This window comes from Staphylococcus sp. GDH8C109P (assembly GCF_017893405.1).
Classification (GTDB): domain Bacteria; phylum Bacillota; class Bacilli; order Staphylococcales; family Staphylococcaceae; genus Staphylococcus; species Staphylococcus cohnii.
This window is the reverse complement of the sequence record NZ_JAESMX010000009.1, coordinates 407651-422609: the sequence shown is the minus strand read 5'-3', so window position 1 is coordinate 422609 and position 14959 is coordinate 407651. Positions and strand designations below refer to the sequence as shown.

The following is a 14959-nucleotide window of genomic DNA, read 5'->3' as shown; positions in this document are numbered from 1 at the left end:
TCAATAAAAATTGTTGGAAAGAGGTATGTTTATGAAAAAAATCATCACAGTATTAGCTTCTACAGCAGTAATTTTGGCTGGTTGTAGTGGCTCTAGCAGCCAGTCTAAAGGAAAAACTTTAGATATAGAATTACCTTTGAAAACGACATCTATCGCACCATATGAAACAGATGTACCTGTGAAGGGAGGTGCTGCAGAATCATTATTTAAAGCGACAGCAGATGGTAAAGTTCAAAAGTTGCTAGTTAAATCTTACGAACAAACATCACCGACTCAATTAGATTTAACATTAAAAGATAATATTAAATTCCAAAACGGAAAAAAAGTGACAGGTGAAGCAGTTAAAGCCAGCTTGGAGAAAAGCATTCAAAAAAGTGATTTAGTCAAAGGTTCACTGCCAATCAAAGATATCAAAGTGGATGGACAAAAATTGCAAATCACAACTAAAACTGCATATCCTGAACTCATTTCAGAATTAGCTAGTCCATTCTCAGCTATTTATGATACTGAAGCTAAAGGAGATATAAATAAAACCCCTGTAGGCACTGGTCCATATCAAATTAAAGATTATAAGCAATCACAGAAAATTCAATTGGACCGAAATAAAGATTATTGGCAAGGCAAACCAAAACTAGACCACATCAATGTTACATATCAAGAAGACGGCAATGCCCGCACGAGTGATTTAGATTCTGGAAAAGCAGATGTTATTACGGATGTACCTGTTGAAAAAGTTAAATCATTAAAAGAGAGTGATAAGACGAAAATTTCATCTGTCTCTGGTTTCAGAACTGGATTATTATTATACAATCATACAAGTGATAAAATGACAAAGCAGGTTCGTGAAGCATTAGATAAAGTCATTGATCGTAAGCGTATTGCAGATAACGTTTCAAAAGGCTATGCAACACCTGCAACTGGACCATTTAATAAAAAACTGGACTTTATAAAAAATAAAGATGTGCAAAAACAAGATATTGCTCAAGCTAAAAAAATAATGGAAGATGCAGGTTACAGTGAAGCACATCCATTAAAACTGACGATATCTACGTATAATGGACGTCCAGAATTACCTAAAATTGCACAAGTAATTCAGTCAGATGCTAAAAAAGCTAATATTGATATCCAATTACGTAATGTGGATGACATACAGGGTTATTTAAAAGATAAAGATCAGTGGGATGCCTCACTTTACAGTTTTGGTACAATTCCTAGAGGGGATACGGGTTATTTCTTTAACCAAGCTTACAAACCAAAAGGCGCAATCAATGCAGGTGGCTATGATAATCATAAGGTCACAGCATTAATAGATGAGTTAAATAAAACAGTGAACAAAGAAGAACGTAATAACATTACTAATCAAATCATTGATATTACAAGTGATGACATCGCAAACAGTTATATTTCTTATAACGATAATATCGTTGGAATGAATAAGGATGTAGAGAATTTAACTTCAACACCAGAAGGTATTTATCTTATTGACTATAAGGTTGATAAAAAAGAATGATATTAAAACATATACTTTCTAGAATTGGACAAATGATCATTGTATTGTTTGTCCTTTCTACTATCACTTTTATATTAATGAAACTCACGCCTGGAGACCCTGTTGATAAAGTTTTGCACTTAGATGTAGCGAATGTTTCAAGTGAACAAATTGAAACTACGAAAGAACGATTAGGACTCAATCAATCCCCGGTAGTGCAATATTTTCAATGGTTAGGTCAGATAATACAATTAAACTTCGGTACAAGTTATCAAACTGGAGAGCCTGTGATTAAAGAATTGATTTTTTACACACCTCCAACGTTAATCATTGCAGTATTAACGATTGTTATCGTATTTCTAGTTGCTATTCCTTTGGGGATATTAGCAGCAAAACGATATCATACATGGATAGATACTTGGATAAGAATATTGACTTCATTTACTGTGAGTGTGCCTTCCTTCTTTTTAGGAACGATATTAATTTATATATTTGCACAACAATTAAATATACTGCCTTCATCAGGTTTAGACTCTATCGCTGGTTATATATTGCCTGTAATCGCATTAAGTATTGGCATGAGTGCATATTATGTAAGGTTAATGCGTTCGACTTTAGTTGAACTATATCAATCTAAAGAAGTAGAAGCGGCTAGATTGAGAGGAATGTCAGAGCACTACATCTTATGGAAAGACTTGTTTAAGCCAGCTATTGTCCCCGTGATTACTGTATTAGGTATGTCTGTTGGTAGTTTGATTGGTGGTACGGTAGTGATTGAAAATTTATTTGGTATACCAGGTCTTGGTCACTTTCTTGTAGATAGTATTAGAGCGAGGGACTATCCAGTAGTACAAGGTGCTGTTATCATGATTGGATTCTTTGTGGTGTTGGCCAATACGATTAGTGATTTGTTACTTTTATGGATTGATCCTAAACGTCGTTTTAACAAAATAAATGATACATTAAAACGTCAGGGCCAGGATGGTGATATTGAATGAGACATAAGAATAAAGGGAATTTTATTTTTTATATGTTTGGTATTTATGTATTGTTACTCATCGTAGCCCAATTTTTTATTTCAACAGATAGTGCATTAGAGGTACATTTGAATCATACACTAGAGCTTCCTAGTAGCACACATTGGCTAGGTACGGATGATTATGGCCGAGATTTACTAGCAAGAGTGATTGTCGGTGCAAGATATACATTGATCATCAGTTTAATCACTTTGTTGATTACCGTAATAATTGGTGTGCCACTGGGACTTTTAGCAGGTTATAAAAAAGGTCTTGTTGATACGATTATTATGCGTGTTATCGACATAGGATTAAGTATTCCAGAATTTGTGTTAATGATTGCTATGGCAAGCTTCTTTAAACCGAGTATATGGAATTTAGTGATAGCAATTACTATTATCAAATGGATGACTTACACACGACTCACACGTTCAATTGTAAGTAGTGAAATAAGTAAACCATATATTCAAATGGCTAAGCTATTTAATGTACCAACACATCGCATTATTTTAAAACATTTTTTCCCACAAGTGATGCCTTCTGTGATTGTTTTAATGACCGTAGATTTTGGGAAAATTATACTTTATATTTCTTCGTTATCATTCTTAGGTTTAGGTGCACAGCCACCTTCTCCAGAGTGGGGAGCAATGTTAAATGCAGGTAGAGATTATATCAGTTCATACCCATTGTTATTAATTGTACCTGCATTTTTAATCACATTAACTATTTTATTATTTAATTTAACTGGTGATGCATTGAGAGATAGACTTTTAAAAAGAAAGCGTGATGCTGATGGCTAATAATAACCTTTTAGAAATTACAAACTTAACCATCACAGATACCAATGGTCAAAGACTCGTAGACCATCTTGATTTAACATTACGAAAAAGTAAAGTGAATGTTTTGGTAGGTGAAAGTGGTTCTGGCAAAAGTTTAACTGCAAAAGCACTCGTACAACAAGTTTCTAGTATGTTGACGACACATTTTGATTCATTAGTTTACAAAGGACAATCAATCACTGGTGTAAGCAATTTACTAGGAAAAGAAATTGGATTTATATCTCAGGATTATACACATAGTTTTAATGATCACACAAAATTAGGTAAGCAATTGATAGGAATTTATAAAATGCATTATAAGGTAGATAAAACTACAGCTAATAAATTTGTAAAGCAAGCACTTAAATGGGTAGATTTAGATTCAGAAGCAGTGATGACACGTTATAGATTTAATTTATCAGGTGGTCAGCTTGCAAGGGTTCAAATCGCCAGTGTTTTAATGTTAAATCCAAGCGTTATTATTGCCGATGAACCTACAGCATCATTAGATGCAATCACAGGTTATAATGTGATGAATTTAATCAAGCACTTAGCAGAAGTTCATAAAGTGACCTTATTGATGATTACGCATAATTTATCTCACGTGCTTGATTTTAGTGATTGGATTAGCGTCATTCAACATGGCAAAGTCATAGACTTTAATCATGTTCAAGCATTTAAGGATGGAAATGTAAAACCATACAGTCTTAAATTGTTTGATGCGCGTAGTCAGTTAAGGAAGGATGACATAAATGATTAAGTTGCAACATATAAACTTTGCTTATAAAAATGCTCCTATTTTAAAAAATATTAATTTAACGATAGCTTCAAATGAAAAAGTTGGCATTGTTGGTGAAAGTGGTTCTGGTAAAACAACGTTGGCTCATGTAATGTTAGGATTATTAACCAATTATCAAGGTCATTATTCAACACAAGGACTAAGTATGCTTCCGATATTTCAACATGCATACGATAGTTTTAATCCCAAATTCAAAATACAAACCGCACTAGAAGAACCAATACGATATTATAAAGGTTCACAATCAACAGCAGATATTCGCGCAAATCTTAAATATTTAATGTCATATATGCATTTAGAAGAATCATTATTACAAAAGTTTCCAGACGAGTTAAGTGGTGGACAGTTACAACGATTTAACACAATACGTACATTAATGCTAGCACCGGATATGTTAATCTGCGATGAAATAACTGCCAGTTTAGATGTGATAGCTGAACAAAGAATGATAAAAGTTTTGAAAGACTACCATGATCAAACAAACAAAGGCATCATTATGATTTCTCATGATATTGCTTTTTTAAATCAATTTGTTGAGCGAATTGTTGTTATGAAAGATGGCGAAATTGTCGATGATTTTCCGATTGCGTATTTATTTTCTGAAGAACGCCACCATTATACCAAAGCGCTACTTTCTATATATTAAGTTGAGTCATCATTCATGCACAATCAACAATTATTTGTGGTTCGTTCAATATAAATGAAGTATAATATATAATTAAGCTCAGTTTAAATTGTAAACATATGAAAAGGGGATATTTAGGAATGAAAAAATTATTTTTACCATTACTTGCACTTATTTTGGTATTAGCAGCATGTGGTAATCAATCTGATAATGAGTCATCAAAAAGCAAGAAAGAAACAAAGACGTATGTTCAAGATTCAGGAGATAAAGTAAAAATACCTAAAAAGCCAAAACGTATTGTCGTACTTGGTGCAACTTATGCAGGTGGTTTAAAACAACTTGATGGGAATATAGTAGGTGTAGCTAACATCGTGGATGATAGCAAAGTATTAAAGGATAAATTTAAAGACGTTAAAAAAGTAGACGCAGAGAATGTAGAAAGTGTCGCAAAGTTAAAACCAGATTTAATTATTACTTATAATACTGATAAAAATTCAAAAAAATTAAATAAAATTGCTCCCACAATTGCTTTTGATTATTTGAAACATGATTACAAAGAGCAACATCAAGAGCTAGGAAAAATAATAGGTAAAGAAAAACAAGCAAATGCCTGGATTGATGAATGGGAGAAAAAGACAAAAAATGATGGAGAAACAATAAAAGAGGCTATTGGTGAAGACACAACTGTTTCAATTATCAAAGATTTTGATAAAAAAGTATATGCACTCGGTAAGACATACGGTCATGGTAGTGAAGTATTGTATGATGCATTTGGCTTAAAAATGCCAGAAAATGTTGAAAAAGCTACTGAGAAAAATGATTTAGCTGATATATCTGAAGAAGAAATTCCAGATATGGCAGGTGATTATGTCGTTACACCAGTCGCTAAAGGAACTCAATTATCTTTTGAAAATAAAGATTTATGGAAAAGTACTGAGGCTGTCAAAAATGGACATACAATTAAAGTGGATGAGGGCATTTATTGGTTAAATGATCCTTACTCTTTAGAATATGAACGTAAAGATTTGAAAGAGCAATTATTGAAAAAGCAATAAGCATAAATCGTGTTAATTTAACAAATTAAAACCATTTTAGTCACTATTAACAGTTGAAACACTAATAGAATTGAACTTATTTTATTAGTATTAATTGTTAGTACACTAAAATGGTTTTTTGTATTATGCTCAAGATAAACAATATTATAATTATATGTTGTTGATGTATAAAAAAAGTGGAAATTGGGAGTATCACGTCTTTAGTTCGACATTTTTATCCTTTAAACTAAAAAGTAGATACCGAAACTTATAGAATATTGAATAATATAGTTTATAAAAGCAACGTATTTATATAGGTAGTCATATGAAAAAAGTGCAACACTTGGAAATAATGTTTTTTGTACAACATCATTTCAGCATTAATTAATAAATGACCTAAGAAACTTTCAAACGTATGATTAGTGGGGAGATATACAATGAAAAAAGAACAAAAAGTGGATAATTGGATTAAAATGACTAAATATATACATTATATTGAAGCGATGATTGAAAGAAAATTGAAAGATCAATATCATCTAAGTATTAAAGAATTTTATGTATTATATGAAATTTATAAGTCAGAGAATAAAAAATACAAAATCAATGATTTGATTAAAGTGGTTGACTTAAGTCAAAGTGCGATGTCTAGACTTATTGTAAGAATGGAAAATACAGAGACGCCACTTGTATATAGACAAGAATGTGTAGAAGACCAACGCGCCATGTACATTTACCTAACTGGTTATGGAGAAAAAGTAACTCAGACAGCACTAAATACTTACGATCAATTATTAAAACAAGTTAATTTAAAGAGTATCAGCGCTTTGACAAACATGGATGAGAATGGTTAGAGTCTACCGTAATTGAAAGCTAAAATAAATATTTTCAAGCTTTGTGCTATTGAAATAGAAAATGATAAAGTCATGTTTTTAAAAGTGATTTATGTTTTACTATAAGTGTGTAATACGTTGAAAAATTTGAAAAGGGAGAGGATGGCTAATGGAAATTAATGCTGCATGGCTCAATTTACCAGTACAAGATTTGGAAGCAAGTGAAAAATTTTATGATACGATAGGATTTACAATCAAAAAACATAAAGACATGATGAATAAAATGCGAGGTATTCAGACGAAAGATGGCCAAATCATTATGCTGATAGAAAAAAAGCAATTTGAAAAAGTTTCTAGACTTTCATCTATAGGTAACAATGAAGCATTAGTGTCACTTTCAGTTTCAACAAAACCAGAAGTTGATACGTTAGTTTCGTTGGTTGAACAAGCAGGCGGAAAAGTACTAGAAACAGGCACGGAACATGAGGGGTATTACGGGGCTTTATTTAGTGATATAGATGGCCATTTGTTCAATGTCATTGTGATGTAATGACTTATTATATAATCCCATCTTTTAATGATTTGTACAGGAATGGAAGGTGTAACATTTGATAAAAGCAATAGCAGTAGATAAAGACGGTACCTTTTTTAAATCGGATAATACCTATGATGAAGCTTATTTCAATAAAATTTTTGAAAGCATGATGGAAAGAGATATAAAATTTATCATTGCAAGTGGTAACCAATATGCACAATTACGTTCATTTTTTTCAGATAAGGATCATCAGATAACGTATATAGCTGAAAATGGCGCAGTTACGTATCAAAATAACAAGTTAGAAGCAGCTGAATATTTTGATCAACAATTGGTATTTGACGTTTTAAATTTGATTATTAATCATTATCATATTAAAGATATTGTGTTAAGCGGAGTTAAAAGTGCTTATGTATTAGGAGATGTGAGTAATGACTTTTTATCATTTTTATATAAATATTATTTTAATATAACGAAAGTTTCTGACTTTAAAACAATTGAGCAAGATGAATTTGTTAAGATTGCGCTTAGAATTAAAGATCCATTACTTTTAGATGAAGTAATGAAAGGTTTGAAAGTACAATATGGTGAAGAAATAAAGCCAGTTACAAGTGGAAATGATAGTTTGGATTTAATATTACCTAAAGTGAATAAAGGTGTAGCGATTAAAACACTTTTAGATAAATGGGAGATACAACCACAAGAATTGCTAGCTTTTGGAGATGCAAATAATGATATAGAAATGTTAGCTTTGACTCCAAATAGTTATGCAATGGCTGAATGTAGTCCTGAAGTGGCTGATGTCGCAAATTACAGAGCGCCTTCCAATGATGAATCAGGTGTGTTACAAGTCATCGAGCGATATTTAAAACAAGATAACGATATTACAAACTAAAATAACGACAAAAAACTCATTATTCCTTAATAGAATAATGAGTTTTATTAATGATGTTAAATTATTTTATAATAAGTACAGGAATATTTGCGCTATTAGCGATTTTATGAGTAACATTTCCCAGTACATTTTTTATGTCTGGTTTGGCCCGCTTATTACTCATAACGATGATATCATAGCTGTTTTCTTCGATTTCACTTAATATTTCTTGTTTAATGTAGCCAGAACGAAACTTCACTTGAATTTTTAAGCCGAGTGATTCTAATTTTTCAACAAAAGGTGATATCTCATTGCCTTTTTCTTCAGCTAATTCTTCAAAATGTTTGCCATCATAGCGAACCGAAGTTTGTAAATCACCTTCAGGTATAACGTTGAAAATAGTGATTTTTGCATTGTCAACGCCGGTAGTTAAGTTTTGTAATTCTTTAGGAACGTTATTAAAAGAATTATCAAAATCATATGCTAATAATATATTTTTATACATTGTAGCGCCCCCTTCGATAATTGTTTACCCTATATAATAAAAAATCATCATAATTTCACAATTAATATTTTACAATAAATAATTCGATTAGAAAAACTAAAATATTTTACGCATCTAATCCTATGATATCATCGATATGTTTGTATCCATTTCTTAGTAAATATTGTGCAAGCTGTTTGTTCATAGTTTTAGTTAATCCAGGCCCTTCAAATACGAGTGAACTATAAATTTGAACCAGCGATGCACCATGACGTAACATTTTGATGACGTCATTCACTTCGGAAATGCCACCAGTACCAATGATTAAAAACTGACCTTGCGTTTCTTTATAGGCATGTGCAATCAGTTTTAAATTTCGCTTAAATAAAGGTTTTCCACTTAACCCGCCAGTTTCTTTTTGATTAACGGAATGTAATTGTTCACGTTTTTGCGTAGTATTTGCTAAAATGATGCCATCAAACGTTTGTGTTATAGGTTTGAGCATTCGAGACAAACTTTCTGTACTAAGGTCAGATGTTAATTTTATAAAAATAGGTACGTTAAGATCATGTTGTGTTTTATAATTTTGTATAGCAGCACATAATTGAGAAAATTCATTTTTATCATGAAAACTTTGTAGGTTTTCCGTGTTAGGAGAACTGATATTAACGGTGAAAAATGTGACGTCATTTTTAAATGTGTCTATGACTTTTATATAATCTTGGTAACGTGCTTCATACGGCGTTGCTTTATTTACCCCAACATTTAAGCCAATAGGCGTATGGTAACTATATTTTCTTAGATTACTCAACGCTTTGTTCATACCTAAATTATTAAATCCCATACGATTGATTAGCGCGTGGTCTTCTACTAATCGATACATGCGTGGTTTAGGATTGCCAGGCTGTGGTTTAGGTGTTACGCCGCCTAATTCTAACGATCCAAATCCTACTTTATCTAGTGCTTTTGGAACTTCACAAGATTTATCAAATCCCGCAGCTAATCCGATTGGATTTTCAAAATGTATACCTTTGATGCTTTGAGATAATATAGGGTTCCTATAATGAAATAATTTTTCGAGTATTGGCAGCAATTTAGTGTACTTTTGAGGGATTTTAAGGGCATTAATCGTCATACCGTGTGCTTTTTCAGGGTCTAATTGAAATAAAATAGGTTTAATTAACTTATACATGTTGTAATCGCTCCATTTGTTTAAATTAGTAGTAGATGAAAATATATGTCTTTAATAGACTAGCATTTTAGTATTCATATGCCTAGTATAAATAAGAAATATTAATATAACCTTCAAATTATTAGAGAAGACCCTGATTTTGATTAAATTTTAAATAAAACGGTAATAGTACAATGATGTGATGGAATAATGGAGGGATATTTTTATGAAAAAACAATGGCAATCACAATTACCATTAGATAATATACAGTCTATTGCACCAGTAAGCGGTGGAGACGTTAACGAAGCCTATCGCGTAGAAACATCTCAAAAGCCATATTTTTTATTAGTACAACGTCAGAGAAGTAAAGCCTTTTTTGATGCAGAAGTTGCTGGTCTCAATTTGTTTGAAAAAGCTGGAATTACTGCGCCAATAGTCATAGATAGTGGTGAAATCGATGGAGATGCCTATCTTTTGCTAAGTTTTTTAAATGAAGGAAACCAAGGTAGCCAAGCTGAACTTGGAGAATTGGTAGCTAAAATGCATCAACAACAGCAGCCAGATGGCAAGTTTGGTTTTGATTTACCTTATGAAGGCGGTGATGTATCATTCGACAATGATTGGTCTGATAGTTGGACGACCATATTTGTTGAACGTCGTTTAGATCATTTAAAAGATAGATTGGTAGATCAAGGTTTATGGATAGAGGAAGATGTACAAACTTATCATAGAGTGCGGGAAGTAATTGTAAGTGCGTTGAGTGACCATACAAGTAAACCCTCATTATTGCACGGTGATTTGTGGGGTGGTAATTATATGTTCTTAGAAAATGGTCAACCTGCATTGTTTGATCCGGCACCACTATATGGTGATAGAGAATTTGATTTAGGTATAACTACTGTGTTTGGTGGCTTTACTCAAGCTTTTTATGATTCCTATAATAAGCATTATCCTTTAAGTAAAGGTGCCAATGAACGACTAGAATTTTATCGTTTGTATTTATTAATGGTGCATTTACTGAAATTTGGAAGTATGTATGCGGGCAGTGTAGATCGATCCATGGAAAACATATTAAATAGTTAAACGTAGAAAAGATGCTTCTTTGTTGTTATATAGTTTTGTTACACATTGCTTTCATTACAAATATTTCAGCTTAAAAAGTGTTAGAAAGCATCAACCCTTTAAAATGAAAAGATAAGTATAAAATATGATGAACAAACTCATTAATACGTTTCAATTTAATGATTATATAGAAAACCCGTCAAGTATCATTTGCTTGACGGGTTTTTTATTAATCTAAATTTAGTGTGCCCATTTCTTCACGCAATTTATAAACTTTATCAGGTGTAACATCTTCACCTAAAGGATCTACAACTTTTAAAGTAGAAAATGTGTTAACGACTTGGCCGCGAATCATTTGAAGATATTCTTGTCTTAACACGTGTTGCTCTTGTTTTTCTTCTACACTCAAAGTTTGCACTTTTTCTTTGTTTGCTAATTGGTTAATTCTATCTAGTAGTTTCATAAATTTTGTCCTCCTGTAAATGTCGAGGTGGAAAGTGTGGAATAATTTCATTACCAACCTCTGTTAATATTTCTTTATAAGTTCTGTCGTTGGCTATAAACTGCAACATTATATGATTGGTTCCGATACGTTCATACGCTTTTAGGATGTTTAACAAAGTGTTTCTTCCTAGGCGATAACCACCTTTAATCGGCTTTACAAGTTCATTCGGATTAACTGATAAATCAATTACCAAAGGATGCATAAAGGGTTTGAATGTATCGTTTTGATGCCATTGCTGTAATAAAGCTTTTTGTTGTTGGAAAGGTTGAGGATAAAATAACCAACCATCCACATGTGTTTTTAACCAATCAATATGTTGTTTGGCGTATCCTGTTGCGAACATAGGAATATGCTTATGCTTTGGTAATACTTGTAAGCCAGAATCTTCGTACAGTTCAAATAAAGTATTTGACGTTTGTGGTGATGATGATTGCCATAATTCTTTTAAAGATGACACAGCTGATTGAAAATGTTGACTTAGATCGTTTGGATTGATTTTAAAAGTTGGAAATTCAAATTGACGATCTCCAGTAGCAATCCCTAATAACAATCGCTCGTTTGATATTAAATCAAGAGAGGCAGATGCTTTAGCAATATGCACAGGATGACGTAATGTTGCAACAATACTAGATGTTCCGAGAGCGATTTTGGATGTGTTGGCAGCGATGAAAGTTAAAAACACAAACGGATCGTAGTTTGTCGTTACATTACCAAGGTGCGGACTATATAAAGGATTATCTCGCACAAATAAGCTTGTGAATCCAAGTTTTTCAGCATATTGAACTAATGCTATTTGTTGATCAATTGGCAATGCGATATTTTCAGGATCATCAAAGGGTAACATTAATCCTAAGGTTAAATGTTCCTGTTGAAAAGTTCTTTGAAAACCATTGTGTGTTTGAATTGTTGTCACGTCTATCCCTCCTCTTCAATTAAATTAAACAACGACTGTAAACTAAGTAACACTTGTTGTTTAGATAGATTATATGGCATGATTTATTATAATGCAAACAACATGTTTATAAATTCATTGTATAAGCGACAAAGTGAGCAATATGTTGTTTAAATCACATAATTAATGTACTAAGTAATAATTGATTAAAATCTTAAAATTCTGTAAATTTAAAAAGTAATATTTTTTAATAGGAGGTAGGTTTTGTTGAAAAACATATTAGTCGGCATCATTATAGGCACATTATTATTTTTATCAAGCACTATCAATGCTGAGGCACAAGCACAAAATCAAAATGATACTATGAAAAGTTCGCAACAGACTAATGAGAGGAATCAAATAGGTACTGCCACACCAAGAGTCATGCTACCAGGTGAAAATAGACATCAAATTGAAAATACTCAATCTGGTCATTACCAATCCATTGGCTACATAGAAAAAGGAGAAACAATCGCTACTGGTGTGGTTGTTGGTAAAAATACAGTATTGACGAATAAGCATGTAGTAAATAACGGTAATGGAAAGCTATCATTTGCACCTGCTGCTGAAAATGAAAATAGTTTTCCGTATGGTACATTTACAGAAAAAGAAGTGGTAGCCTATCCTGGAGATGCTGACTTAGTACTAGTTCATTTTAATAAAAATGGTGAAGGGCAGTCAGTTGGAGATGTTGTAACACCTGCCACAATTGGTGAAACTAGTACTGTGTCTAGTAATGATCCAATAACAGTTACAGGTTATCCAGGTGACAAACCTTTAGCAACGATGTGGGAAAGTTCGGGTAAAGTCATAAGTAATAATGACAGTATATTAACATATAGTGCCAGCACATTTGGGGGAAACTCAGGCTCGCCTGTCTTTAATGCAAATAATGAATTAATTGGTCTACATTACGGTGGTATAGAAGGAGAAAGCAATAATGCAGTAGCGATTACAGGTGAAGTATTGGAATTTATCAATGATCACAATGTTTAAACATTTATTTTACTTAAATAAATTAAGCCCCTCGTTAAATAAGTTACGATAACTTATTTAACGAGGGGCTATATGAATGATTAAAGCATAACTATTTTCATTGTCCAAACGCATTGTGCGAATTATTTTTGATTTGAAAGTTGGGATGTAATGAAGGGTAATGACTTGTTGATGTATGATTCAGCAGGTAAATTACTCGAATGGAACCAATGTTTAGCGATGCCGTATAATCCCCATGATAGAAAACGTGCACTTGTAGCAAGTGTCTCTCTATCTATATCTTTGTGTTCATCAGACATTAATTTTAAAAAAATATCTTCTAATTCTTCTTTAATTCTTTTCTCGACAATTTCCCCATATGCTTCACTATTTAGACGGCACTCTTCATGAGTATCTTGGATATAACTAGTAATTGTAATAAAACATTGGCACAGTGCTTTTTCATTTAATTCTGCAACCATATTGAGCGATTGATTTAAATTTTTTAAGATTGTTTCAGACAGTGTATATTCCATGATGTCATATTTATCGTAAAAATGAGCATAAAAGGTAGCGCGATTGACAGTGGCACGTTCGGTAATATCTTTAACCGTAATTGATACTAACTTTTTTTCTTTTGCAATTTCACGAAAAGCGTCCATTAATAATTTTTTAGTTCTTATAATACGGGGATCTATATGAGTATGAGTCAATTAATTACACCTCTATATTTGTTATTATCATTAGACAAATTATCTTGCTTTACGAACAAGTTGTCAATTAACATAACTAGCTTTGATTTTATTTCAATTCTATTTTACGATCATTTATTTTACTATTTAAAAAAACAATAAATGATGATACCTAATGTGATGATTATAATACCGACAATATTTAACATATTTGGTAACGCTAAGCCTAAAAGTAACATTTCGCCAATTAATGTAAAAACGATTTCCATCGCTTGTGTCGCTTCAACAGCAGCTAACTTGGTTTGGTTATGTTTCACTATATTCGTTGCATAGAAGAATAATGTTGTTGCTATGATACCAGAGAAAATCGCAACTAAAAAAGTTTGCGTGATTTGATTTGAAGAGGGTAGCCCTTGAGTAGCTACTCCAATCAGAAAAATAATCAACCATAATGGTAAGGTGACTAAGGTCATGCCATATATCCGTTCGATCGTATTTAAATCGTTGCCAACAACCACCATCATTTTACGATTGCCTAAAGGGTAACAAAATGCTGCAATCATCAACGGTATGACAGATAATAGGAAAATATGTAATTCTATATTCGAAATGTGCGGAATTTGTACAATGATAACACCTAATATCATAATGCTAGATGTAGCAAGTGAACGCCACGGGATACGTTCTCTCATTTTGATTGTGGATTGTCCTTGTTGTATATATGTGTAGAAAAATGGAGCTGTAAAAAGACCGCAAATAATGGTTAATTGCCATGTCGCAGAAATAAGCCAACCTGGGCTATAATTTGATACAAAAGTTATGGGTACATAAAAAAAGACAAAACCAAGTGAACTCCACAATAACCACCTGAAAAAATTTTGCTTAATATGCAATAAAATAATATGGTGACGCCCTTTACGGTTCCAAATAACCATCATTAACAAAAAAGGGAACATAAAAATAAAGCGTAGTGACGCACTAAAAAGCCAACTGCCACCTTCACTAGACATTGCATGATTTAGTATGAATGTAATAGAAAAAAAGAAAGCAGCTAATATACCAATTAAAATTGCTTGCATTAAAGACCACCTCAAGTTGTGTAATGGTACTAACTTACC

General features: G+C 32.3%; 17 protein-coding genes. 11 read left to right on the top strand and 6 right to left on the bottom strand.

Going from position 1 to position 14959, the window contains the following annotated elements; genetic code table 11:
• The first annotated feature begins 25 nt into the window (after window positions 1-25).
• The 9 genes from nikA (at window position 26) to KA867_RS03820 (ending at window position 8041) form a co-directional block, all read left to right on the top strand.
• Window positions 26-1510: a nickel ABC transporter substrate-binding protein gene (gene nikA, locus KA867_RS03860; protein WP_481906152.1), complete on the top strand. Its 1485-nt coding sequence runs from the start codon at window positions 26-28 to the stop codon at window positions 1508-1510.
• The gene (nikB, locus tag KA867_RS03855) at window positions 1510-2487 is read left to right on the top strand and encodes a nickel ABC transporter permease (RefSeq protein WP_210137175.1); all 978 of its coding nucleotides are present in this window, start codon (window positions 1510-1512) and stop codon (window positions 2485-2487) included. Before nikA ends, nikB begins: the two co-directional genes overlap by 1 nt.
• Window positions 2484-3305, top strand: a complete 822-nt coding sequence (nikC, locus tag KA867_RS03850) for a nickel transporter permease (protein ID WP_107504487.1) — start codon at window positions 2484-2486, stop codon at window positions 3303-3305. The genes nikB and nikC overlap by 4 nt, the downstream gene beginning before the upstream one ends.
• Window positions 3298-4083 (top strand): ATP-binding cassette domain-containing protein, encoded by a 786-nt coding sequence (locus KA867_RS03845; RefSeq protein WP_119535421.1) that lies wholly within the window; start codon window positions 3298-3300, stop codon window positions 4081-4083. The genes nikC and KA867_RS03845 overlap by 8 nt, the downstream gene beginning before the upstream one ends.
• The gene (locus KA867_RS03840; RefSeq protein ID WP_183076606.1) at window positions 4076-4768 is read left to right on the top strand and encodes an ABC transporter ATP-binding protein; all 693 of its coding nucleotides are present in this window, start codon (window positions 4076-4078) and stop codon (window positions 4766-4768) included. Before KA867_RS03845 ends, KA867_RS03840 begins: the two co-directional genes overlap by 8 nt.
• Window positions 4769-4887: 119 nt before the next feature.
• The gene (locus tag KA867_RS03835) at window positions 4888-5802 is read left to right on the top strand and encodes an ABC transporter substrate-binding protein (protein WP_210137069.1); all 915 of its coding nucleotides are present in this window, start codon (window positions 4888-4890) and stop codon (window positions 5800-5802) included.
• 416 nt (window positions 5803-6218) lie between these two features.
• A complete protein-coding gene (locus KA867_RS03830) occupies window positions 6219-6632 on the top strand; it encodes a MarR family winged helix-turn-helix transcriptional regulator (protein ID WP_181187336.1) in 414 nt (137 codons plus the stop codon).
• Between the two features lie 148 nt (window positions 6633-6780).
• The gene (locus KA867_RS03825; RefSeq protein WP_107504483.1) at window positions 6781-7161 is read left to right on the top strand and encodes a VOC family protein; all 381 of its coding nucleotides are present in this window, start codon (window positions 6781-6783) and stop codon (window positions 7159-7161) included.
• Between the two features lie 58 nt (window positions 7162-7219).
• Window positions 7220-8041, top strand: coding sequence for a Cof-type HAD-IIB family hydrolase (locus tag KA867_RS03820; RefSeq protein WP_210137068.1), 822 nt, complete (start codon window positions 7220-7222; stop codon window positions 8039-8041).
• A 61-nt stretch (window positions 8042-8102) separates the two neighbouring features.
• Here KA867_RS03820 and KA867_RS03815 read toward each other — a convergent pair whose 3' ends face one another.
• Both KA867_RS03815 and KA867_RS03810 read right to left on the bottom strand, forming a co-directional pair.
• Window positions 8103-8525 (bottom strand): universal stress protein, encoded by a 423-nt coding sequence (locus tag KA867_RS03815; protein WP_210137067.1) that lies wholly within the window; start codon window positions 8523-8525, stop codon window positions 8103-8105.
• Between the two features lie 106 nt (window positions 8526-8631).
• Complete coding sequence (locus KA867_RS03810) at window positions 8632-9696, bottom strand: quinone-dependent dihydroorotate dehydrogenase (protein WP_181187337.1); 1065 nt, start codon at window positions 9694-9696, stop codon at window positions 8632-8634.
• A gap of 205 nt (window positions 9697-9901) precedes the next feature.
• Here KA867_RS03810 and KA867_RS03805 point away from each other — a divergent pair, with 205 nt between their 5' ends.
• Entirely contained in the window at window positions 9902-10759 is an 858-nt protein-coding gene (locus KA867_RS03805; RefSeq protein ID WP_210137066.1) for a fructosamine kinase family protein, read from the top strand.
• A 208-nt stretch (window positions 10760-10967) separates the two neighbouring features.
• Here KA867_RS03805 and KA867_RS03800 read toward each other — a convergent pair whose 3' ends face one another.
• Both KA867_RS03800 and KA867_RS03795 read right to left on the bottom strand, forming a co-directional pair.
• Complete coding sequence (locus tag KA867_RS03800) at window positions 10968-11201, bottom strand: DUF896 domain-containing protein (protein ID WP_107385029.1); 234 nt, start codon at window positions 11199-11201, stop codon at window positions 10968-10970.
• The gene (locus tag KA867_RS03795) at window positions 11185-12156 is read right to left on the bottom strand and encodes an LLM class oxidoreductase (RefSeq protein WP_107504479.1); all 972 of its coding nucleotides are present in this window, start codon (window positions 12154-12156) and stop codon (window positions 11185-11187) included. The genes KA867_RS03800 and KA867_RS03795 overlap by 17 nt, the downstream gene beginning before the upstream one ends.
• Window positions 12157-12402: 246 nt before the next feature.
• On the opposite strand from KA867_RS03795, the gene KA867_RS03790 reads away from it, so the two are divergent.
• Window positions 12403-13170 (top strand): trypsin-like serine peptidase, encoded by a 768-nt coding sequence (locus tag KA867_RS03790; protein WP_107385747.1) that lies wholly within the window; start codon window positions 12403-12405, stop codon window positions 13168-13170.
• A gap of 122 nt (window positions 13171-13292) precedes the next feature.
• Here KA867_RS03790 and KA867_RS03785 read toward each other — a convergent pair whose 3' ends face one another.
• Complete coding sequence (locus KA867_RS03785; protein ID WP_107385032.1) at window positions 13293-13862, bottom strand: TetR/AcrR family transcriptional regulator; 570 nt, start codon at window positions 13860-13862, stop codon at window positions 13293-13295.
• 122 nt (window positions 13863-13984) lie between these two features.
• Window positions 13985-14920 (bottom strand): DMT family transporter, encoded by a 936-nt coding sequence (locus KA867_RS03780; RefSeq protein WP_210137065.1) that lies wholly within the window; start codon window positions 14918-14920, stop codon window positions 13985-13987.
• Between the last annotated feature and the right edge of the window lie 39 nt (window positions 14921-14959).

What these genes read in the sequence shown, in the direction of transcription:
- nikA (WP_481906152.1), top strand. Translation starts at nt 26, where the DNA reads ATGTTTATGAAAAAAATCATCACAGTATTAGCTTCTACAGCAGTAATT.
- nikC (WP_107504487.1), top strand. Translation starts at nt 2,484, where the DNA reads ATGAGACATAAGAATAAAGGGAATTTTATTTTTTATATGTTTGGTATT.
- KA867_RS03845 (WP_119535421.1), top strand. Translation starts at nt 3,298, where the DNA reads ATGGCTAATAATAACCTTTTAGAAATTACAAACTTAACCATCACAGAT.
- KA867_RS03840 (WP_183076606.1), top strand. Translation starts at nt 4,076, where the DNA reads ATGATTAAGTTGCAACATATAAACTTTGCTTATAAAAATGCTCCTATT.
- KA867_RS03835 (WP_210137069.1), top strand. Translation starts at nt 4,888, where the DNA reads ATGAAAAAATTATTTTTACCATTACTTGCACTTATTTTGGTATTAGCA.
- KA867_RS03830 (WP_181187336.1), top strand. Translation starts at nt 6,219, where the DNA reads ATGAAAAAAGAACAAAAAGTGGATAATTGGATTAAAATGACTAAATAT.
- KA867_RS03825 (WP_107504483.1), top strand. Translation starts at nt 6,781, where the DNA reads ATGGAAATTAATGCTGCATGGCTCAATTTACCAGTACAAGATTTGGAA.
- KA867_RS03815 (WP_210137067.1), bottom strand. Translation starts at nt 8,525, where the DNA reads ATGTATAAAAATATATTATTAGCATATGATTTTGATAATTCTTTTAAT.
- KA867_RS03810 (WP_181187337.1), bottom strand. Translation starts at nt 9,696, where the DNA reads ATGTATAAGTTAATTAAACCTATTTTATTTCAATTAGACCCTGAAAAA.
- KA867_RS03805 (WP_210137066.1), top strand. Translation starts at nt 9,902, where the DNA reads ATGAAAAAACAATGGCAATCACAATTACCATTAGATAATATACAGTCT.
- KA867_RS03800 (WP_107385029.1), bottom strand. Translation starts at nt 11,201, where the DNA reads ATGAAACTACTAGATAGAATTAACCAATTAGCAAACAAAGAAAAAGTG.
- KA867_RS03780 (WP_210137065.1), bottom strand. Translation starts at nt 14,920, where the DNA reads ATGCAAGCAATTTTAATTGGTATATTAGCTGCTTTCTTTTTTTCTATT.